General features: G+C 71.4%; 19 protein-coding genes. 15 read left to right on the top strand and 4 right to left on the bottom strand.

The window, feature by feature from the left end; translation table 11 throughout:
• Nucleotides 1-126 precede the first annotated feature (126 nt).
• Nucleotides 127-1,863 carry an AMP-binding protein gene (locus ACYVO7_RS00815; protein WP_460447956.1) on the top strand — a complete coding sequence of 579 codons (1,737 nt, stop codon included), beginning with the start codon at nt 127-129 and terminating at the stop codon, nt 1,861-1,863.
• Here ACYVO7_RS00815 and ACYVO7_RS00810 read toward each other — a convergent pair.
• The gene (locus ACYVO7_RS00810; protein WP_460447955.1) at nt 1,860-2,792 is read right to left on the bottom strand and encodes a DUF2865 domain-containing protein; all 933 of its coding nucleotides are present in this window, start codon (nt 2,790-2,792) and stop codon (nt 1,860-1,862) included. The genes ACYVO7_RS00815 and ACYVO7_RS00810 overlap by 4 nt on opposite strands.
• 323 nt (nt 2,793-3,115) lie before the next feature.
• On the opposite strand from ACYVO7_RS00810, the gene ACYVO7_RS00805 reads away from it, so the two are divergent.
• The 9 genes from ACYVO7_RS00805 to ACYVO7_RS00765 are packed head-to-tail and all read left to right on the top strand — an operon-like array spanning nt 3,116 to nt 12,270.
• Nucleotides 3,116-3,367, top strand: coding sequence for an acyl carrier protein (locus ACYVO7_RS00805; protein ID WP_460448529.1), 252 nt, complete (start codon nt 3,116-3,118; stop codon nt 3,365-3,367).
• Nucleotides 3,367-4,605: an acyl-CoA dehydrogenase family protein gene (locus ACYVO7_RS00800; RefSeq protein ID WP_460447954.1), complete on the top strand. Its 1,239-nt coding sequence runs from the start codon at nt 3,367-3,369 to the stop codon at nt 4,603-4,605. Before ACYVO7_RS00805 ends, ACYVO7_RS00800 begins: the two co-directional genes overlap by 1 nt.
• Before the next feature lie 4 nt (nt 4,606-4,609).
• On the top strand, nt 4,610-5,518 hold the full coding sequence (locus ACYVO7_RS00795) for an amino acid--[acyl-carrier-protein] ligase (RefSeq protein ID WP_460447953.1): 909 nt from the start codon (nt 4,610-4,612) through the stop codon (nt 5,516-5,518).
• A gap of 8 nt (nt 5,519-5,526) precedes the next feature.
• Entirely contained in the window at nt 5,527-6,543 is a 1,017-nt protein-coding gene (locus ACYVO7_RS00790) for a DUF1839 family protein (protein ID WP_460447952.1), read from the top strand.
• A 4-nt stretch (nt 6,544-6,547) separates the two neighbouring features.
• A complete protein-coding gene (locus ACYVO7_RS00785; RefSeq protein ID WP_460447951.1) occupies nt 6,548-9,025 on the top strand; it encodes a glycosyl hydrolase 2 galactose-binding domain-containing protein in 2,478 nt (825 codons plus the stop codon).
• A complete protein-coding gene (locus tag ACYVO7_RS00780) occupies nt 9,025-10,770 on the top strand; it encodes a serine aminopeptidase domain-containing protein (protein ID WP_460447950.1) in 1,746 nt (581 codons plus the stop codon). The genes ACYVO7_RS00785 and ACYVO7_RS00780 overlap by 1 nt, the downstream gene beginning before the upstream one ends.
• A 6-nt stretch (nt 10,771-10,776) precedes the next feature.
• The gene (locus ACYVO7_RS00775) at nt 10,777-11,046 is read left to right on the top strand and encodes a hypothetical protein (protein WP_460447949.1); all 270 of its coding nucleotides are present in this window, start codon (nt 10,777-10,779) and stop codon (nt 11,044-11,046) included.
• A gap of 56 nt (nt 11,047-11,102) precedes the next feature.
• Nucleotides 11,103-11,711 (top strand): SCO family protein, encoded by a 609-nt coding sequence (locus ACYVO7_RS00770; RefSeq protein WP_460447948.1) that lies wholly within the window; start codon nt 11,103-11,105, stop codon nt 11,709-11,711.
• Nucleotides 11,712-11,745: 34 nt separating this feature from the next.
• Nucleotides 11,746-12,270, top strand: a complete 525-nt coding sequence (locus tag ACYVO7_RS00765) for a DUF1993 domain-containing protein (RefSeq protein ID WP_460447947.1) — start codon at nt 11,746-11,748, stop codon at nt 12,268-12,270.
• A gap of 36 nt (nt 12,271-12,306) precedes the next feature.
• On the opposite strand, the gene ACYVO7_RS00760 is transcribed toward ACYVO7_RS00765, so the two are convergent.
• A complete protein-coding gene (locus ACYVO7_RS00760) occupies nt 12,307-13,104 on the bottom strand; it encodes a transporter substrate-binding domain-containing protein (protein ID WP_460447946.1) in 798 nt (265 codons plus the stop codon).
• Nucleotides 13,105-13,303: 199 nt separating this feature from the next.
• Here ACYVO7_RS00760 and ACYVO7_RS00755 point away from each other — a divergent pair, with 199 nt between their 5' ends.
• The 3 genes from ACYVO7_RS00755 to ACYVO7_RS00745 all read left to right on the top strand — a co-directional run bounded on the left by ACYVO7_RS00755 (nt 13,304) and on the right by ACYVO7_RS00745 (nt 18,178).
• Nucleotides 13,304-15,265: a glycosyltransferase family 2 protein gene (locus ACYVO7_RS00755; protein ID WP_460447945.1), complete on the top strand. Its 1,962-nt coding sequence runs from the start codon at nt 13,304-13,306 to the stop codon at nt 15,263-15,265.
• A 429-nt stretch (nt 15,266-15,694) separates the two neighbouring features.
• Complete coding sequence (locus ACYVO7_RS00750) at nt 15,695-17,413, top strand: lysine--tRNA ligase (RefSeq protein WP_460447944.1); 1,719 nt, start codon at nt 15,695-15,697, stop codon at nt 17,411-17,413.
• A gap of 3 nt (nt 17,414-17,416) precedes the next feature.
• A complete protein-coding gene (locus ACYVO7_RS00745; protein WP_460447943.1) occupies nt 17,417-18,178 on the top strand; it encodes a TSUP family transporter in 762 nt (253 codons plus the stop codon).
• On the opposite strand, the gene ACYVO7_RS00740 is transcribed toward ACYVO7_RS00745, so the two are convergent.
• Nucleotides 18,159-18,800, bottom strand: coding sequence for a S24 family peptidase (locus tag ACYVO7_RS00740; RefSeq protein WP_460447942.1), 642 nt, complete (start codon nt 18,798-18,800; stop codon nt 18,159-18,161). The genes ACYVO7_RS00745 and ACYVO7_RS00740 overlap by 20 nt on opposite strands.
• A 156-nt stretch (nt 18,801-18,956) precedes the next feature.
• Here ACYVO7_RS00740 and ACYVO7_RS00735 point away from each other — a divergent pair, with 156 nt between their 5' ends.
• Nucleotides 18,957-19,298: a DUF952 domain-containing protein gene (locus ACYVO7_RS00735; RefSeq protein WP_460447941.1), complete on the top strand. Its 342-nt coding sequence runs from the start codon at nt 18,957-18,959 to the stop codon at nt 19,296-19,298.
• Nucleotides 19,295-20,425 (top strand): quinone-dependent dihydroorotate dehydrogenase, encoded by a 1,131-nt coding sequence (locus ACYVO7_RS00730; protein ID WP_460447940.1) that lies wholly within the window; start codon nt 19,295-19,297, stop codon nt 20,423-20,425. The genes ACYVO7_RS00735 and ACYVO7_RS00730 overlap by 4 nt, the downstream gene beginning before the upstream one ends.
• A 37-nt stretch (nt 20,426-20,462) precedes the next feature.
• On the opposite strand, the gene ACYVO7_RS00725 is transcribed toward ACYVO7_RS00730, so the two are convergent.
• On the bottom strand, nt 20,463-20,729 hold the full coding sequence (locus tag ACYVO7_RS00725) for a hypothetical protein (RefSeq protein WP_460447939.1): 267 nt from the start codon (nt 20,727-20,729) through the stop codon (nt 20,463-20,465).
• Between the last annotated feature and the right edge of the window lie 57 nt (nt 20,730-20,786).

Below are 20,786 nucleotides of genomic sequence, written 5' to 3'. Positions count from 1 at the left end.
TGTCGCGAAAATCCCGCGTCTCGCATAAGCTCGCCGCAAGCCCCTATCGCTTGCGGCGAGAGGTGGTTTATATATGAACCAACCCGGCGGCGAAGTCCGGGCGAGAGGCTGCGGGGGGAGGAGCGGATGTCGGCGTCCCATACTGGTTTGACGAGCGCTGCGGCCGCCGAGGCGCCGGCGCCGGCCTTCCCCTGGCTGGCGCATTACCCGCCCAACGTTCCGGCCACGATCGACGTCGACAAGGCCGGCTCGCTCGCCGACATGTTCCGCGACAGCGTCGCCCGGCACGCCGACCGTCCCGCGCTGGAAAGCTTCGGCAAGCGGCTGACCTACGCCGAACTCGGCGCGGCCGCGACGGCCGTGGCGTCCTGGCTGCAGGCGCGGGGGCTGCGCAAGGGCGACCGGGTCGCCCTCATGATGCCGAACGTGGCGGCCTATCCCGCCTCGATCTACGGCGTGCTGCTCGCCGGCGGCGTGGTCGTCAACGTCAATCCCCTCTACACGGCCCGCGAACTCAGCCACCAGTTGAACGACTCCGGCGCCCGGATGCTGGTGGTGCTGGAGAACTTCGCCCACACGGTCGAGCAGGCGCTGCCCTCCGTGACGCTCGACGCCGTCGTGGTGGTCCGCCCCGGCGATCTGCTGGGCCTCAAGGGCAAGGTCGTCGACCTCGTCTCCCGCTACGTGAAGAAATCCGTGGCGCCGTTTCGTCTGCCCGGCATGGTCGCGTTCTCGACGGTGGTCGAGGAGGGCGGACGACGTCCCTTCCAGACCGTCCCGATTGAGCCGGGCGACGTCGCCTTCCTGCAATATACGGGCGGGACGACGGGCGTCGCCAAGGGCGCGACGCTGCTGCACCGCAACGTGTCCGCCAATGTGATGCAGTGCGAGGCGTGGATGCGCCCGTTCATGTCGGGCGCCGACCAGGTGATGCTCACGGCGCTGCCGCTCTACCACGTGTTCGCGCTCACGGCCTGCTGCATGTTCATGACGCGCATCGGCGGGTGCCAGCTGCTGATCACCAACCCGCGCGACATCGCCGGCCTGGTGAAGACGCTGAGGACCCGGCCCTTCACCTGCATGGTGCTGGTCAACACGCTCTACAACGCCCTGATCAACGCGCCGGGCATCGACAAGGTCGACTTTTCGCGCGTCGCCTTTTCGGCCTCGGGCGGCATGGCCACCCAGCAGGCGGTCGCGGCGGCCTGGAAGGCGCTCACCGGCAAGGCGATCGTGGAAGGCTACGGCCTGTCCGAGACGTCCCCGGTGGCCTGCGCCAATCCGCTGGACCTGGAGGAGTTCTCCGGCACCATCGGCTACCCCATGCCGTCGACCGAGATCTCCATTCGCGGCCCCGACAACGAGGTCCTGCCGGCCGGGACCCCGGGCGAACTCTGCATCAAAGGTCCGCAGGTGATGGCCGGCTACTGGAACCGCCCGGACGAGACCGCGCGCGTCACCACGCCGGACGGCTTCTTCCGGTCCGGCGACATCGCCGTCCTGCAGCCCGACGGCCAGGTCAGGATCGTGGACCGCATCAAGGACATGGTCCTGGTGTCGGGCTTCAACGTCTATCCGAACGAGGTCGAGGACGTCCTCGTCTCGCATCCGGGCGTCCTGGAGGCGGCGGTCGTCGGCATGCCGGACGCGCATTCCGGGGAGGCCGTGGTGGCCTATGTGGTCCGCAAGGACCGCAGACTCGACGCGGAGGCGCTCAGAGCCTACTGCAAGGAGAACCTCACCGGCTACAAGGTCCCGCGGCGGATCGAGTTCACCAGCCAGCTGCCGAAGACGAATGTCGGCAAGGTCCTGCGCCGCGCCTTGCGCGACGAGCCGCCCCCGCCCGAGTCCGACGCCGTCTAGGGTCGAATCGGCGAGCCCAGCACGACCCGCGGCCGGAAGGCCTCGGCTCCGGCCGGCGCGGAGCTCCTGGCGAAGACGGAGGGTCGCGCCGGCGTCACCACGATCGCGTTGACGTTGGCCACGTCCGCCCCCGACCGGCTCGCCACCTGGATCGCGCCGGCCGCCCGCGCCAGCTCCTGGTGGAAGGTGAAGCCCAGCATCCGGTCGGCCTGCGCCAGGGTGGTGCGCGGCACGGCGCCCGGGGCGGCGATGTCGCGCAGCTGCGACGTCTTGAGCGGCGTCCCGGGCCGCGCGGTGCTGGCGACCACGCTCGCCCCGGTCTCGTGCACGATCAGGTCGCCGGCCCGCAGGGTCGGATCCAGCAGCAGCCGCGCCGCCCATTCCGCATAGGAGGAGGGCTTGCGGCAACCGCAGGCCGGAATGCTGGCCTTGCGGTAGGCGAAGGCCCTGGCCGTCTCCGAATAGCTCTGGCCGCGGCCGTTGACGGCGGCGTCGATCCCGCCGGCGCGGCTGCGGAACACGTCGACCTGCGCGCCCGGGCAAGCCATGGAGCAAAGCTCCGTCTCGGCCGCCCGCCCCGCGCCCGCCGGCAGGGGGAAGTAGTAGCCGTCGCATTCCCGCACGCAGAAGGGCTGACCGCCCGCCCCGATGGTCACCACCCGGGCCGTGCTGTGGCGGGTCGGCGCGTCCACGCGGGACAGTCCGCCCGCTGCGCCAAGCGGGCGGGCGCCGCGCGGGGTCGGCGAGAACAGGATCGGCGGCGGCGGCGGAAGCCGGTCATAGGTCGGCGAAGGGGGAGGGGACCTGCCGCCGAACAGGAAGTCGAACAGCCCTGCCGCCTCCGCGGGCGAGCCCGCCGCCGCGACGGCGAGTAGCGCCGCGCAGGCGGTTCGACGGACGGCGCGGATGAGCGTGAGGGACTGTGTCACGGAAGCTCCTGTCGTCCCCGCATGCCACAGCCCGGAACGCATCTCAGCCTTTACTCCTCCTTAACCCTAACGGCCCCGACACCCTGTTTGCGCGCGAAAGTTGCAATGACAGCAACGGCACGCGAGTGCAGTCCGGCGTCGCCGCTGAGGTGTCCCCGGACGGCACGAAACGGAGGCCGAAAGGTCTCGAAACCGAACAGGCGCAACACGGACGGCAGAGAACGAAACATCTTCGGATCTTCACCAAGCTTTCGGATGAGATCCCCGTTTCGGTCCCCGCCTTCGACAGATCACGTGAGAAAGGGCGACACATGAGCGAGGCGATCCGGAACACCATCGTGGAGATCATCGCGGAGACCGGCCGGCTGCCGGTCGCGGTCGAGACGCTGGCTAACGATGCGGACCTCTACCAGGCGGGGCTGACGTCCTTCGCGTCGGTGCAGCTGATGCTGGCCATCGAGGACCGGTTCGGGGTCGAGTTCCCCGATCGCTACCTGAACCGCCGCTCCTTCGCGAGCATCGACGCGATCGGCCAGGTGGTCGGCGAGCTGCTCGCCCAGAGGGAGGCGGCCTGATGTCGTACGAGAACGCGTCGGCCCTGCGCATTGCAGCCGCCGAGGACCATCTCCATCCCGCGCAGGCCGAGGCCGATCGCCAGCTCGCCGTCCTGCGCCGCGCGCGCCGGGTCGCCGACGTCGCGGCCCGCCACGCCGACGCGGTCGACGCCGACGCCCGCTTCCCGGCCGAAGCCGTCGACGCCATGAAGGCTGAGGGCCTGCTCGGCCTGATGATCCCGACCGAGTTCGGAGGAGGCGGCGCCTCCCTGGCCGACGTGGCCACCGTGTGCGGCCAGATCGCTCTGGGCTGCTCGGCCGCCGCGATGGTCTACGCCATGCACCAGATCAAGGTCTCCAGCCTGATCTCGCACGGCATGGACAGCCCCTGGCATCGCTCCTTCATGCGCCGGGTCGCGACCGAGCAGCTGCTGATCGCCTCGGCCACCACCGAGGCCGGGATCGGCGGCGACCTGCGCAACTCCATCTGCGCCATCGAGCAGGACGGCGGGCTGTTCCGGCTCGCCAAGGACGCCAGCGTCATCTCCTACGCGCTGCAGGCCGACGCCATCATGGCCACCGCCCGCCGCAACCCGGACGCGCCGTCCTCCGACCAGGTCATGGCCGTCCTAACCGCCGACCAGTACACGCTGCGCAAGACGGGCGGCTGGAACACGCTCGGCATGCGCGGCACCTGCTCGGACGGGTTCAGGCTCGAGGCGAACGCCGCCATCGAGCAGGTCATCCCCAAGCCCTTCGCCGAGATCGCCGCCCAGTCCATGCTGGTGCACTCGCACCTGCTCTGGGGAAGCGTCTGGCAGGGCGTGGCCGCCGCGGCGCTGTCGCGGGCGCAGTCCTTCGTCCGCTCCGAGGCCCGGCGCAGGCCGGACGCGACGCCGCCCGGCGCCGTGCACCTCGCCGAAGAGGCCGGCAAGCTGCAGGCCATGCAGGCGACCATCGCCTCCGCCCTGCGCCGCTACGACGCCGCCCGCCACGAGGCCGACGAACTCTCCTCGATGGGCTTCGCGGTGGCGATCAACAACGTCAAGCTCGTGTGTTCGCGCACCGCCGTGGAGGTTTGCCAGACCGCCCTGCAGGTGTGCGGCATCCACGGCTACAAGAACGACACGCCGTTCAGCGTGGGCCGCTTCCTCAGGGACGCGCTCTCCGCGCCGCTGATGATCAGCAACGACCGGATCCTGGGCTCCACCGCCACGATGCTGCTGGTGTCCCGTCTCGAAACCAATTTCGCGGGGTAATCCAATGGACGCTCAAGTCACGCTGCTCGACCAGCTCTTCGACGCCGGCCTCCTCATCGACACGGGCGTGGACGGCCTCTACGGCCGCAGCGGCCTGTTCGAGGACGTCATCGCGCGCTTCGACGCGCTGATCACGTCCTTCGGGGGCCAAGACGGGGCCGAGGTGGTCCGCTTCCCGCCCGGCATGAACCGCGCCCATTTCGAGCGCAGCGGCTACCTGAAGAGCTTCCCGCAGCTCGCCGGCACCGTGCACTGCTTCTGCGGCGACGACGGCGCCCACGCCAACCTGCTCCAGTGCCTGGAGACGGGGGCAGACTGGTCCGCCGACCAGCAGATCTCCGACGTCGTGCTGACGCCGGCCGCCTGCTATCCGCTCTACCCGATGGCGGCCAAGCGCGGCGCGCTGCCGGCCCAGGGCCGGCTCTTCGATCTCATGTCCTACTGCTTCCGGCATGAGCCCTCGCGCGATCCCGCCCGCATGCAGATGTTCCGGATGCGCGAATATGTCCGGATGGGCACGCAGGACGAGGTCATCGCCTTCCGCAAGACCTGGCTCGAGCGAGGCCGCGAGCTGATCGGACGCCTCGATCTGCCCTTCGAGGTGGACGTCGCCAACGATCCGTTCTTCGGCCGCGCCGGCCGCATGATGGCCAACAGCCAGCGCGACCAGGGCCTGAAGTTCGAGCTGCTCGTCCCGGTGAACAGCGCCGTCAATCCCACCGCCTGCCTCAGCTTCAACTACCACCAGGACCATTTCGGCTCGGTGTGGGGTCTGAAGACGGCTTCCGGGGAGGTCGCCCACACGGCCTGCGTGGGCTTCGGCATGGAGCGCGTCGCGCTGGCGTTGTTCCGCCATCACGGCGTCGACGTCGAGGCCTGGCCGGCGTCCGTCCGCGCCGCGCTCTGGGGATGAGGTCCGTCATGGCGGCGAACGCGAACCTGCTCCTGAACGCGTCGGAGACGGCGGTCGGCCCGGCGATCCCGGTCGCCGGCCAGGCCCGCCATCCGCTGCACGCTCCCGAGCGCAACTGGCCGGAGACCAACTGTTCGGTGGATCTCTGGATCGAGCTCCTCGGGGCGCTGGGCCGCGACCCCGCCGCCGCCATGGCCTTCACGGTGACGCAGGACTTCGAAGGCGACCAGTTCACCTTCTTCAAGATCCCCGTGGAGGACCTCGAGGCCCTTCACGGCGTCGTCCTGCAGGAGCTCTCGATCTTCGACAGGCTGGAGGGCCACGTCGCCGAGCAGCTCGGGCGGGGCAGGGTGGTGCTGATCGAGGTGGACGGCTTCTACCTACCCGACACGTTCGGGGTCTCGTACCGGACGGAGCACACCAAGACCACGATCGGGGTCAATCTCCTCGACGAGGAGAACCGGGCGATCGGCTACTTCCACAACGCGGGCTATTTCCGCCTGGAGGACGAGGACTTCGACGGCGTTCTCGGCCGCCTGCCGGGCCAGCGCGGCGACGCGGCGCTCTTTCCCTATGTGGAGTTCGTGAAGCCGGACCGGCCGGCGCTGGAGGGCGCGCGCCTGCGCGCGGCGGCGACGGACCTGCTGCGGCGCCATCTGGCCCGCGCCCCCGCGTCCAACCCGGTGCTGGCGTGGAAGCGCCGCTTCCGGGCGCAACTGGAGCGCGTGGCCGCGCGCGATCCGGCCTTCTTCCACAAATACGCCTTCAACACCGCCCGCCAGCTCGGGGCCAATTTCGAGCTGCTGGCCAGCCACCTGGACTGGCTCGCGGACCAGGGCGAGACCGGCCTCGGCGCCCCGCGCGACGCCGCCCTGCGCATCGCGGTCGGCGCCAAGACGCTGCAGTTCAACATGGCCCGCGCCGTCGCGCGCCGCCGCTTCGAGGGCGTCGAGGCGCCGCTCGACGACCTCGCTTCCGCCTGGGACGACTGCGTCCCGGTCCTCGCCCGGCGCTTCGGAGCCTGACCCCATGGCCCGGATCCACGCGGCGGCAGGCCCGGCGCCCCGGCCCCTGGACGGCTGGGAGCTCGCCGTGACGGCGCCGGGCGAGGCCGCCTCGCCCGCCCAGCTGGGCCGCGACCTCGACTGGATCCCCGCCGCCGCGCCCGGGACGGCCGCCGCCGCCCTTGAGGCCGCCGGCCGCTGGAGCTTCGAGGCTCCCGTCCGGCTGCACGACAAGGACGTCTGGTTCCGCTGCCGGCTGGACGGCTCCGGCCCCGAGACGCTGCGCTTCGAGGGCCTGGCCACGCTGGCGGACGTGTGGCTGGACGACGTCCGCATCCTGCAGTCGGACAACATGTTCCTCGCTCATGAGGTCGACGTGGACCTCGCCGGCGAGCATGTCCTCACGGTGGTCTGCCGCGCCATCGCGGGGCGCGTCGGTCAATCCCGCCCGCGCCCGCGCTGGCGCTCGGCCATGATCGCAGGCGACGGGCTGCGCAGCCTGCGCACGACGCTGCTCGGCCACATGCCGGGTTGGTGCCCGCCCGTCGACGTCGTCGGTCCGTGGCGGCCCGTCACCCGCATCCGGCGCGCGGATGGGCTCAGGGTGCGTCACGCCGATCTCCGAGCCGTCCCCGAGGGACGCGGCGGCCGCATCGCGGTCACGCTCGACTGCGACTTGGACGCGGCCGACGCGCCGACCGCCGTCCTGATCGGGGCCGGCTGCGAGGCGCCCCTGCGCTGGACCGCCCCGGGCCGCCTCGAAGGCGAACTGCGTCTCGCCGAGGTCGAGCGCTGGGCTCCCAACGGCTATGGCGCGCAGCCGCTCTACGAAGTCCGCGTCCGCATCGGCGGGAGCCTGATCGGCCTCGGCCGGGTCGGCTTCCGCAGCATCGAACAGGACGCCGGGCCGGACGGCCGCGGCTTCGCGCTTCGCGTCAACGGCCAGCCCGTCTTCTGCCGCGGCGCCTGCTGGACGCCGCCCGACATCGTCGGCCTCCAGGGCGGAGCGGACCTCTACCGGCCGCTGCTCGAGCAGGTCCGCGACGCGGGCGTGACGATGCTGCGCGTCAGCGGGGTCACGCTCTACGAGGCCGACGCCTTCTACGCGCTCTGTGATGAATTCGGCGTCTTGGTCTGGCAGGACTTCATGTTCGCCAACCTGGACTATCCGGCGGGCGATGCGGCTTTCGTAGCGGGCGTCGCCGAGGAGGCGCGCCAGTTCCTCTCCCGCACGCAGGCCTCGCCCTGCATCGCCGTGCTCTGCGGCGGCAGCGAGATCGCCCAGCAGGCCGCCATGCTGGGCTGCCCGGCCGAGGCCTGGTCGGGCCCGCTCACCCACGAGGTCCTGCCCGCCGCCGCGGCGGCGCTCCGGCCGGACGCCCTCTATGTGGCCAACTCGCCCTGGGGCGGCGATCTGCCCTTCTGCGCCGACGCCGGCGTGACCCACTATTACGGCGTCGGCGCCTATCGGCGGCCGCTGGAGGACGCCAGGCGCGCCGGCGTGCGCTTCGCCTCCGAGTGCCTCGCCTTCGCCAACCTGCCGGACGCCGCCACGCTGGAGCGGCTGCTGCCCGCGCCCGCCGTCCACCACCCGCGCTGGAAGGAGCGCACTCCCCGCGACGTCGGCGCGAGCTGGGATTTCGAGGACGTGCGGGACCACTATCTCGGCCTGCTCTACGGCGTCGATCCGGCCCGGCTGCGGACCGAGGATCCGGAGCGCTACGCCGACCTGTCGCGCGCGGTCGTCGCGGAGGTCGTGGAGGCGACCTTCGCCGAATGGCGCCGCCCCGGCTCGCCCACGGGCGGAGGCCTCGTCTGGTTCTGGCGCGACCTGTGGCCCGGCGCCGGCTGGGGCGTCGTCGATTCCACGGGCGAGCCGAAATCGGCCTACTGGGCCCTCAAGCGCGCCTTCCGGCCGACGCAAGTCACCCTCACCGACGAAGGCGTCAACGGCCTCGCCATCCACCTGCTCAACGACGCCCCCCGGGCGCGCGACGTCGTCGTCTCCTTCGCCTGCCTGCGCGACGGCGCCGTCCCGGTCGCGCGCGGCGAGGCCCGCCTGACGCTGGCCCCCGGCTCGGCCCGGACCCTCTCCTCAGCGTCCTTGCTGGGGAGCTTCTTCGACGTCGGCTACGCCTACCGGTTCGGCCCGCCCTCGCACGACGTCTGCGTCGCCGTCCTCGCCGACGCCGCCTCGGGCGCGGCGATCGCCGAGGCCTTCCATTTTCCGCTGGGCCGCGGCTCGGCCCGCCTGCCGGTCTCCATCGCGGCCCGCGCCGAGCAGGACGGGGACGGGTGGTCCCTCGTCCTCTCCACCGACCGGCTGGCCCAGTCCGTCCACATCCTCGACGAGGGCTACCGCCCGGAGGAGGACTGGTTCCACCTGGCGCCCGGACGCGAGAAGCGCGTGCGGCTGCGGCCGCGCACGGCCGGGCAGGGGCCGCCCTCGGGCCGGATCCTGGCCGTGAACGCGTCCTCCTCCTTCTCCTACCGGACATCCTGATGCAGCCTTTGACCTTCGGCCCCTGCGCCGGCTGGCTCCACCCCGCCCGCGGAACGCGCGGCGTGGTCCTGTGCGCCGCGCACGGCTTCGAGGAGTTCGGGGCGCGCCGCGGCTGGCGCATGCTGGCCGACCGGCTGGCAGCGGCGGGCCTGCCGACCTTGCGCTTCGACTATCCCGGCGCGGCGGATTCGCTCGGCTGCGAGCAGGACCCCGACCGCCTCGCGGCCTGGCGCGCCTCGATCGGGGCCGGCATCCAGGCCCTGCGCGACCGGACCGGCGTGCGCGAGGTCTATCTCGTCGGCCTCCGGCTGGGCGCGCTCCTGGCGGCCGACGTCGCCGCCCGGTTGGGCGGCGTGTCCGGGATCGCGCTGCTCGCGCCGCCTTTGTCCGGCCGGGCCTATGGCCGCGAGCTGGCGGCCCTCTCCGCCCTGATGGCGCCGCCCGGGACCAGCGCGGCGCTTCCCGACGAGCCGCTGGACGGGATCGAGACGGCCGGGTTCGTCCTGGCCCGCGCCACCCTCGAGGAGCTGAAGGCGCTCGACTGGCGCAAGCTGCCGGCCGCCCCCGCGCCGCGCGTCGCCGTCATGAGCGACGACCAGCCCGCCGCCTTCGCGAGCGCGCTCCGCTCCCTCGGGGTCGAGCCCGACCTGCTGCCCTTCCCGGGCCGGGACGACCTGGTGCGCGACCCCACGACCTCCGTCGTTCCCGAGGCGGACTGGGACGCGCTGGCCTCGTGGCTGGCCAAGGGCGCCGCGCCGGCCGCCGAGGGCGCCGCCGTCCCGCCGCTTCCGCCGCCGCCGGCCCTGCTCGAAGGTCCCGGCTGGACCGAAGAGCTGGCGACCTTCGGCCCCTCGTCGGGGCTGGTCGGCGTGCTGAACCGCCCCGAAGGCGCCGCCCCCGGCGGACCGGTCCTGCTGGTCCTCAACGCGGGCGGCAACTCGCATGTCGGCTGGGCGCGCCAGACCGTGGACCTCTGCCGGGGGCTCGCGGCGCGCGGCGCGGCGTCGCTGCGCATGGACATGCTCGGCTTCGGCGACGCCGCCGAGCCCTCCGACGGCCGTCCGCGCCGCGTCTACGCTGACCAATCCCACGCCGACGTCGCCGCCGCGATCGACTGGCTGAAGTCCCGGGGCTATGGATCCGTCACGGTCGCCGGGCAGTGCAGCGCCGCCTACCGGGCCTTCCACAGCGCGAAGGTCGATCCCCGCATCGACGCCGTCGTCATGCTCAACAACCAGATCTTCGCCTGGCGGGACGGCCTGTCGCTGGACGCCGCCATGCGCGACAGCTTCCGGGCGACGAGCTTCTATCTCAGCCGCGCGGGCGACGGCGCGACCTGGCGCCGGCTGCTCGGCGGCGACATCAAGGCCGCCGGGATCGCCGCCGAACTCGCCCGGCGGGGCGTCCGCAGCCTCGCCCACCGGATGGCCCAGGCCGCCAAGCGGGGCGAGAGCCTGGAGCAGGCGCGCAATCCCGTGCGACGCGGCTTCGGCGCCCTCTCGGCCCGCGGCGCGCGCGTCCTCCTCGTCTATAGCGAGGACGACGGCGGGCGAGACGAACTCGCCCGCCACATGGGCCCGAACGGCCGCGACGCCGCCCGCCTCCCGGGCCTGAGCCTGCGCGTCATCGCCGGCGCGGACCACAACCTCACGACGCGGCGGGCCCGCGACGCCTTCGCGCGCTGCGTCGAGGAGTTCCTGCTCGGGTCCGAGGACGCGCTCGCCCGCCGCTCCGCCGCGCGCTGACGCCCCATGCCGCCCAAAGCGGTGGCGCCGACGGCCGATCTTGCCTATATGGACGCAAGTCCGGCGCACTCGCCCGGGCGCAGCGAGGCTTTGGGCATGTCGAACCCGGCCGACTGGTCACCCGAGGACGTCCGGCCGCGCCCGTCGCGGCTGAGCCTCGGCCTGTGGGCGGGGGCGGGATTGGCGCTGGCGGCCGCCGGCGGGCTGCTCTGGGCCGCGCGGGGCGACGCGGTGTTCACCGACGCCGTCTCATCGGCGCTCGCCTGGTGCTTCTGAGCGCGGCCGGGCTCCCGGCCAGGCGGCCGCCGAGATCAACCTGAGATGAGATCGTGATGTCCGAACCCGCCGAACAGCGCTCCGCCAACCGCCTGGTGCTGCCCCTCGTGGCGTTCCTGTTCGGCGTCATCGCGCTCGGCGTCGCGGCCTATGTGGTCCTCGCGCCGGGTCAGCAGAAGATCACCGCCGCCGCGGTGGGGGGACCCTTCCGCCTCGTCGACCAGGACGGCAAGCCGGTGACCGAGGCGGCCCTGAAGGGCAAGCCCTCGCTGATCTTCTTCGGCTTCACCCACTGCCCGGACGTGTGCCCGACCACCCTGCAGGACGTGACGCAGGTCTACGACGCCCTGGGTCCGAAGGCCGACCAGCTGAACAGCTACTTCATCAGCGTCGACCCCGAGCGCGACACCCCCGAACTGCTGAAGACCTACCTCTCCAGCTTCGACAAGCGCATCGTCGGCCTGACCGGCGACCGCGCGGCCGTCGACGCCGCCACGAAGGCCTACCGGGTCTATTCCCGCAAGGTCCCGCTGGAGAAGGGCGACTACACCATGGACCACACGGCCCTGGTCTATCTGATGGACAAGTCCGGCCAGTTCGTCGGCGCCTTCAACCTCCAGCGCCCTCCGGCCGAATCCGCCAAGGACGTCGCCCGGTATTTCTGACGGGCGGTTCGACCACCCCCGAGAGCCAGAGCCGATGGCGACGACGCTCTACGACCTCAGCGTTCCGACCTTCCTGCAGACCGTACGGGCCATCGGAGGCTTTCTCGACCGTGCGGCCCGGCATTGCGCTGAGACCGGCGCCGATCCGGACGATTTCGTGCAGGCCCGGCTCTTCGCGGACATGGCGCCTTTCCACTTCCAGATCGAAGCCGCGTGGCACCACGCCGTGTGGGGGCTTGAGGCTGCGAAAACCGGCGTGTTCGCCCCGCCCGCTCTGGTGGGGCCGGTCCCCTTCGCCGACCTCCGGGCCATGATGGACAAGGCGCAAACGGCCCTGGCGGCGTTCACCGCCGACGAGGTCAACAGCTGGGCAGGCAAGGAGCTGGACCTGCAGATCGGTCCTCGAAAGCTCCGGTTCACGCCGGAGACCCTCATCCTCTCGTTCTCGCTGCCGAACTTCCATTTCCACGCCGTGACCGCCTACGACATCCTGCGCATGCGCGGCGTGCCGCTCGGAAAACGAGACTACGAGGGTGAGCTGCGCACCAGGCCGGACTAGATCGCCGCTCCGTGCAGCGCGCCAGGGGGTTGCGGCCTAGTAAAATCCCACCGGAAAGTACCGCAGGTAGATCTCCGCGTAGGTTCCGCGCTCGGCGACGCGCTGCAGGGCCCAGTCGATGCCGCGGCGCAGGACGGTCTCGTTGCGGCGGGTGGCGATCGAGACGCCTTCGCCGAACCAGCGGCTCTCCGTATAGGGCCCGCCCACGAAGCCGCAGCATTCGCCCTCCTCGCCATTGAGCCAGACCGCCATGGTCAGGCCGTCGGCGAAGAGCAGGTCCGCCTCGCCGCGTTGAAGGGCGGCGCGGGCCCGGGCGAGATCGTCGAACGGCTTGGCCACGGCCTTGGGGAAGAAGGTCTTGAGGTAGTTCTCGTGCGCCGATTGGGCGACCACGGCGACGGTCTTGCCGTCGAGCGCGGCCGGGGAGGGATCGATCGCGGCGCCGGCCCGGGCCACGAAGCGGGCGGGCGTGCGCAGATAGGGCGCGGTGAAGCCGAACTGCGCCCGCAGCTCCGGGGTCGGCCTCAGCGAGGCGATCACGGCGTCGCCGCGCCCCTCCTTGAGGGCGTCCAGCAGCGTGTCCCAGCGTCGAGCCTGAACCGTGCAGGCCACGTTCAGCGCCTCGCAGACGGCCCGGGCGAGGTCGACGTTGAAGCCGGTCAGCCGCGCGTCGTCCGTCAGGAAATGCATCGGCGGGTAGTCGTCCTCCGTCAGGAAGCGGATCACCCGGATCGCCGACAGGTCGGGCTTGTCCGGCTTCTGCGCCGGGTCCCAGAACTGGGGGATGAAGAGCTGTTCCTGCGCCCGCGCCGCGCCAGACGTTGCGGCGGCCATCCCTAGAAGGCAGGCGCAGGCGAACAGAGTCGGGACGGCCCGCCGGATGAACGCAGCCGCCGCCGCCGGGGTCGACCTCAAACTTTGCAGTGCATGTGGTTGTAAAATGACGATGTTCTCAGTTTTCATCTCAACAACGGGTCAGATCTGATCTAGTCTTCTCTGATTATCGCCTATTGATTGCCGAACGGAAATCGTCATGAACGCGCCAGGGTCCTTTTCGGGCCCGGGAACGGACGCGGTCAGCCGCGTTCTGCCTCGAGCCGTGTCGTTCCTCGCCGAAGCCGGCGTTCCTCCGGGCGAGTTGCTGTCCGCCGTGGACGACGCGGCGCGCACCGGGCGCGAGGTGGCCGAGATCGTGATGGAGCGCGGCGTCGTCGCCGAGGAGGACGTCTATCGGGCCCTGGCGAGGCATCTCGGCGCGCCCTTCGTGTCCGGGCCGCTTCGGCTGGCGCCCATGCGGCGCGCGCCGCCGCCCGACGCTCCGGCCGTTCCGCTCGCGCCGGGATCGGGCCCGCGCTTCGTGCTCGCGCCGCGCGGCCCGGCGCTCCGCGCCCTGGCGTCCTCCGTCCGGCCGGGGTCGGGCTGGGCCGGCGCGGGCGTGGCGACGCCCTCGCAGGTCGCGGCCGCGATCCGGCGGTCCATGGATGCGGCGCTCGCGCGGGAGGCCGCGCATCGCCTGCCGGACGCCTGGCCCGCGATGTCCGTGCGCGACGGGTTCACCCGCGCCGAGAGCCTGTGCGGCCTCGCCGCCGTCGGAGCCGCGTCCTTCGCCGTCGCGGGGGAGCCCCTGCTGGCGGGCGCGCTGCTGTTCGGCGCCTTCAACCTGCTCTTCGCCTTCGTGGTGGCGCTCAGGCTGGCGGCCTGCCTGGAGAGCCGGCCGGAGGCCGACCCGCCGCTCCTGCCGGACTCCCGACTGCCCGTCTACACGATCCTGGCGCCGCTGCTCCGGGAGGGGCGCGTGCTGCCGCAACTCGTCCGGGCCCTGGACGCGCTCGACTATCCCAAGCGCAAGCTGGACATCAAGCTGCTGGTCGAGGCCGATGACGAGGAGACCCTGGCGGCCGCGCGGGAGCTGAGCCTGCCGGACCATGTGAGCGTGGTGGTGTGCCCTCCCGGGCTCCCTCGCACGAAGCCTCGCGCCCTCAATATCGGCCTGAAGAGCGCGCGCGGCGACCTGCTCGTCGTCTATGACGCCGAGGACGTGCCGGATCCGGGCCAGCTCAGGCTGGCGGCGTCGGCCTTCGCCCGGTCCGGCCCCCGGCTCGCCTGCCTGCAGGCGCGGCTCTCCATCCACAATGGCGACGCCGGCTGGCTGCCGCGCCTCTTCTCCTTCGAATACGCCGCGCTCTTCAACGTCGTGCTGCCCGGCTATTCGCGCATGGGCGCGCCGATCCCGCTCGGCGGAACCTCCAACCACTTCCGTGTCCCGGTGCTGAAAAGCGTCCTGGGCTGGGACGCCTGGAACGTCGCCGAGGACGCCGATCTCGGGCTGCGGCTCGCCCGGCTGGGCTACGGGGTGCGCACCCTCAACTCGTCCACGCGCGAGGAGGCGGTCCTGACCGTGAGGGCCTGGATGAGCCAGCGCTCCCGCTGGCTGAAAGGCTGGATGCAGGCCACGCTGGTGCATGGGCGCGCCGTCTGGGGCAGGCGCCCGCTCCCCGCCTTCGACCGCGTCGCCGTCCTGGCGCATACGCTGGGGGTGGTGCTCGCCGCGCTCGGGCAGCCGCTCTTCATGGCGGTCACGCTGGCGCGGATCCTGGACGGGAGCCTGCTGGCGCCGTCTTCGCCGGCGGACGCGGTCCTGGCCTCGCTGTCGGGCGTGGTGCTGGTCGGCGGCGCGCTCGCGCTGGTCTGGCCGATGCTGGCGGGCGCTCGCCGCGAGGGCCTGCGCATGGGCGCGGCGGATCTCCTGATGCTGCCGTTCTACTACGCCATGTGGTCGGCCGCCGCCTGGCGCGCCGCCTGGGAGCTGATCTGGGCGCCCCAGCGCTGGAACAAGACGACCCATGGGCTCGCCGCCCCGAAGCCCGCGCCGGGCCCCCGCTCGGCGGCCGCGGCGATCGCCTCGGGCCGGCCCGCGTCAGTTCGGCCTGGGCTCGGCGCCCCGCTCACCCCGCGCGCCGCGCTTCGCCGCCGCCTGGTCCTTCGCGATCAGTGAACGCGCTGCCCTTTCGAGAAGCCGCGCCGCCTCGTGTTCGGCCATGTGGTCCAGTTCTTCCATCGCGAAAACGATGCATCCCACGATGTATTCCAGGGTCAATCGCTTGTCGGGCTTCAATGCAGCCTCCTATGAACAATATTGATGGATGGTAATGGCGATGGTTCCAGGCGTCGACGCCGGGCTGAAAACATAGGGATGCGAACTCTTTCAGCCCGTCGTGGCAATTGCGTCGAATTTTCCGACAATCGCGCCTAGGCCTCGGCCGTGAAGGCCGGCGCGGCTCGGGCGCTCCGGCGACCTCCCGCGCCCGCATGCGCATTGACCCTGCAGGCGCGTGTTTCTATGGTCCGCCGCGCTCAACGGGGCTGAATCCGGCGGCATCGGCCGTCGCGACGCCGGCCGTAGCGACCGCCGAAAGCCCAGACCATGTCCGCCTCGCTCTCCACCGACCAGCCGCTCACCCTTCTGGACGCCGCGCGCGCCGCGCCCGCATGGCCGTTCGAGGAGGCGCGCAAGCTCGTCGAGCGCCTCAAGCGCACGGGCAAGACCGAGGCGCTGTTCGAGACCGGCTACGGCCCGTCCGGCCTGCCGCATATCGGCACCTTCGGCGAGGTGGCGCGCACCACCATGGTCCGCAACGCCTTTCGCGTCCTCACCGAGGACCGGATCCCAACCCGGCTCGTCGCCTTCTCGGACGACATGGACGGCCTGCGCAAGGTCCCGGACAACGTCCCGAACCGGGAGATGCTGGCGGCTCATCTCGGCAAGCCGCTGACCCAGGTCCCGGACCCGTTCGGCCTCCATCCGAGCTTCGGCGAGCACAACAACGCCCGCCTGCGCGCCTTCCTGGACGCCTTCGGCTTCGATTACGAGTTCATGTCGGCGACCGAGTGCTACAAGTCCGGCCGCTTCGACGCCACGCTGCGCCTCATGCTGGAGCGCTTCGACGAGGTGATGGCCATCATGCTGCCCTCGCTGCGGCAGGAGCGCGCCCAGAGCTACTCGCCCTTCCTGCCGCTGCACCCCCGGACCGGCCTCGTGATGCAGGTCCCGATCGAGGAGGTGAAGCGCGACGCCGCCACCGTGGTCTGGCGCGATCCCGACACCGGCGAGCGCTTCGAGACCTCCGTGCTGGGCGGCGCCTGCAAGCTGCAGTGGAAGCCGGACTGGGCCATGCGCTGGGTCGCGCTCGGCGTGGACTACGAGATGGCCGGCAAGGACCTCATCGACAGCGTCAAGCTGTCGGGCGAGATCGCCCGCGCGCTGGGGGCCGAGCCGCCGGAGGGCTTCAACTACGAGCTCTTCCTGGACGAGAAGGGCCAGAAGATCTCCAAGTCCAAGGGCAACGGCCTGACCATCGACGACTGGCTCGCCTACGCCAGCCCGGAGAGCCTGTCGCTGTTCATGTTCCAGAAGCCGCGCGAGGCGAAGCGTCTGTTCTTCGACGTGATCCCGCGCGCCGTGGACGACTATATCGGCTTCCTGGAGCGCTATCAGAAGCAGGGCCTGCGCGAGCAGATCGCCAACCCGGTCTGGCACATCCATGGCGGGGCCCCGCCGCCGCCCGAGGCCATCCACAGCGCCGACGCCAACGCGGCCGCCACGACGGTGACCTTCGGCATGCTGCTGAACCTCGTGGCCGTGGCCAATTCCGAGGACCCGGCTGTGCTGTGGGGCTTCCTGCGCCGCTACGCGCCGGGCGCCTCGCCCGAGGCGAATCCTCGCCTCGACAAGCTCGTGCGCTACGCGGTCGCCTATTTCCGCGATTTCGTGCGCCCGGCCAAGGTCTATCGCGAGCCGACCGAGGCCGAGCGCGCGGCGCTGGAGGACCTCTCGGCGGCCCTGGCGGAGTTCGAGGGCTCGACCGACGCGGACGCCATCCAGTTCGCCGTCTACGAGGTCGGCCGCCGGCACTTCCCCGACACGAGCGGCAAGTCGAAGAGCCCGGACGGGCGCCCCGGCGTCTCGCAGCAGTGGTTCTCGACGCTCTACCAGGTCCTGCTCGGCGCGGAACGCGGGCCGCGCTTCGGGTCCTTCGCCGCCCTCTACGGCGTGGCGGAGACGCGCGCCCTCATCGCCAAGGGGCTGTCCGGCGACCTCATCCGCGAGCACGACGCCTTCCTGGCCTCGCGCAAGGCGGTCTGACCCGTGGCGTTCGGGCCGGCGCTGATCGCCGTCCTGGCCGGCTCGGTGCTGGTCACGTCGTTCCTGTCCGGCATCTTCGGGATGGCGGGCGGGATGATCCTGCTCGGCGTGCTGCTGCTCGTCCTGGACGTCGCGCCCGCGATGGTGCTGTTCGGCACGACCCAGATGGCCTCCAACGGCTGGCGCGCCTTCCTGTGGCGCCGCTTCGTGCAGTGGCCGATCTTCGCCGGCTACCTGGTCGGCTCGGTCGCGGCCTTCGCGCTGATGAAGGTCATCGCCTTCGTGCCCGACAAGGCGACGATCTATCTGGGGCTCGGGCTGCTGCCCTTCCTCGCCGAGATGTTGCCGCACAGCCTGCGGCTCGACATCACGCGGCGGGGCGCGCCGGTCTATTGCGGCGCGATCATCATGGTGCTGCAGCTGCTCGCGGGCGCAGCCGGCAACGTGCTGGACATCTTCTTCCAGAACAGCGCGCTGGACCGCAAGACCATCGTGGCCACCAAGGCGGCCACCCAGATGGTCGCGCACCTGCTGCGGGTCGCCTATTTCGGCTCCTTCGCCCATCTGATGGACGAGAGCCTGCCCTGGTGGATCTACGCCGTGGCGGTGCTGACCGCCTTCGCCGGCACCTCCATGGCCGCCTTCGTGCTGCACCGGATGAGCGACGCGGGATTCCGGCGCTGGAGCCGGATCATCATCCGCGCCGTCAGCCTTACTTACGTGGCGCGCGGGCTCTGGCTGCTGGCTACTGGCTCGCCCACATGATGCGCGCCATCCAGACGATGTCGGAGGCCTGCACCACGCGCTCGGCGTGATCGGGGTTGAGCGAGGCGAGCTCGACCGACTTGGCGGTCTTGCGCTTCAGCTCCTTCACCATCACCTCGTCGCCGGTGGTCTTCACCACCACCCTGTCGCCCCGCCGCACGGACGCGGTGGGCGAGCAGATGATGACGTCTCCGTCCCGGTAGAGCGGCAGCATCGAATCGCCCGTCACCTCGAGCGCGTACACATTGCCCTCCGGCAGGTCCGGGAAATCCACCTCGTCCCAGCCTTCGCCGACCGGGAAGCCCCCGTCGTCGAAGAAGCCGCCGGCTCCGGCCTGGGCGAAGCCCAGCAAGGGCAGGGAGCGGCTCTTGTAGTGCGCCTCCTTGGGGACGATCAGCGCCATGAACTCGTCGAGGCTGGCGTTGGTGGCGTCCAGCACCTTGGCGATCGACTCCGTCGAGGGCCATCGGTCGCGCCCGTCGGGCGAGGTTCGCTTGGATTTGTTGAAGGTGGTCGGGTCGAGGCCGGCTTTCCTGGCGAGGCCCGAGGCCGACAGGTTGTACTTGGCCGCGAGCGCGTCGATGGCGCCCCAGACCTGCGAATGAGAAAGCCGAGTGGTCATGGGATCGGTCCCGCGAAGCGAGGAGGATCATCGTCCGTGCATATGGAATTAATCCCACCAACTGCCGAATGCAATCATCCTGTAGGGGGAGACGAGCCAGAAACGTTGATCGGATCGACCGCCCCCCGTAAGACCGCAACAAACGAGGGGACCGAGATGCTCATTTACAAGATCGTGCCCGCCCCGCTGTGGCGCGCCGCCGAGGCCGCCGGCGCCTTCGCGGGCGCGCCGGTCGACCTCGCCGACGGCTACATCCATTTCTCGACCGCCGCGCAGGCGCGCGAGACGGCGCGCAAGCATTTCGCCGGCCAGCCGGACCTGCTGCTCGTCGCCTTCGAGGCGGACGATCTCGGCCCGGCCCTGCGATGGGAGCCCTCGCGCGGCGGGGATCTCTTCCCGCATCTCTATCGGCCGGCGCCGACCGCGGCCGCCCGGTCCGTCGATCCGCTGCCGCTCGGCCCGGACGGCGCGCACCGCTTCCCGGAGCATGTCCGGTGATCGCGCGCCTGCTTTCGTCCCGCCTCGCCGGCCCGCTCGGCGCCCTGGCGCTGCCTCTGCTCCACAGGATGGACGCCGAGGCCGCCCACGGCCTCACCATCCGGGCGCTCGCCGCGCTGCCGCCCTGTCCCGCGCCGGTCCATGACGCGCGGCTGGCCGTCGAGGCCTTCGGCCTGCGCTTCCCCAACCCGCTCGGCGTGGCGGCGGGCTTCGACAAGAACGCCGAGGTCCCCGACGCGATGCTGGGCCTGGGCTTCGGCTTCGCCGAAGTCGGCACGCTCACGCCGCGGCCGCAGTCCGGCAATCCCAAGCCGCGCATCTTCCGGCTGATGGACGACGAGGGAGTCGTCAACCGCCTCGGCTTCAACAATGAGGGCCACGCCGCCGCGCTGGCGCGGCTAAACGCCCGCGCCGGGCGTCCCGGCGTGCTCGGCGTCAATATCGGGGCCAACAAGGATGCGGCCGACCGGGCCGCCGACTACGTCGCCGGGATCGAGGCCTTCGCCGAGGCGGCGACCTACTTCACCGTCAACGTCTCGTCCCCCAACACCCCCGGCCTGCGCGACCTGCAGCAGGAGAGCGCCCTCGACGACCTGCTCGCCCGGGTTCTCGATCGCCGCGACGGCCTCGCCGCCCGGGCGGGCCGCAAGCCGGTGCTGTTGAAGATCGCCCCGGACCTCGCCTTGAGCGATCTCGATTCGGTCGTGGCCGTGGCCCGCCGCCGGGGCGTGGACGGGCTCATCGTCTCCAACACCACCATCGGGCGTCCCTCGACCCTGCGGGACCGCCAGACGGCCGCCGAGCAGGGCGGCCTCTCCGGGCGGCCGCTGTTCCCGCTGGCGACCCGCATGCTCGCCGAAGCCTATCAGCGCGCGGAGGGAGCCTTCCCCCTCGTCGGCGTCGGCGGAATCGACTCCGCCGCCAGCGCCTGGGCCAAGGTCGAGGCCGGGGCGACGCTGATCCAGCTCTACTCCGCCCTGATCTTCAAGGGTCCGGCGCTGGTCGGCGAGATCCTCGACGGCCTGCGCGACCGCCTCGCGGCCGAGCGCCTGGACAGCCTGGCCCCCGTGGTGGGCCGGGGCGCGGCCGAGGCCGTCCGCCGTCCGGTGGAGGGCCTGCCGGCCTAGGCTCCATTCTCCGGCGGGCGGCGCTGGCGCGGTTCGTTCATGTGCCGCCTTCGATCTCGACGTAGACTTCGATGGGATCGATGACGGTGTCCGCAGCCTTCGCGGCCTGGCCCTCGGGGCCCTCGATGGTCTCCTGCATCTTGGCGAGATCCACGCCTTCCATGACGATGCCGACCCGCGTTCCGTCAGCATGCTTGAACAGCCGGTAACTGGAGCAGAACGTCGGGAACAGCCTCTCGCGGTCTTTGCCCTTGAGCCACTGGTCCATGTTCCGCACGGAATGGATCGCCAAGACGGTCGCCATCGTATCCTCCGGGTCTGCACAGATGAGCCTTGAGCCAAACGGACGCGGCTCAGCCAA

This window comes from Alsobacter sp. SYSU BS001988, assembly GCF_054796215.1.
Note: the sequence above shows the minus strand (reverse complement) of the source record. Positions and strands in the feature narration are given on the sequence as shown.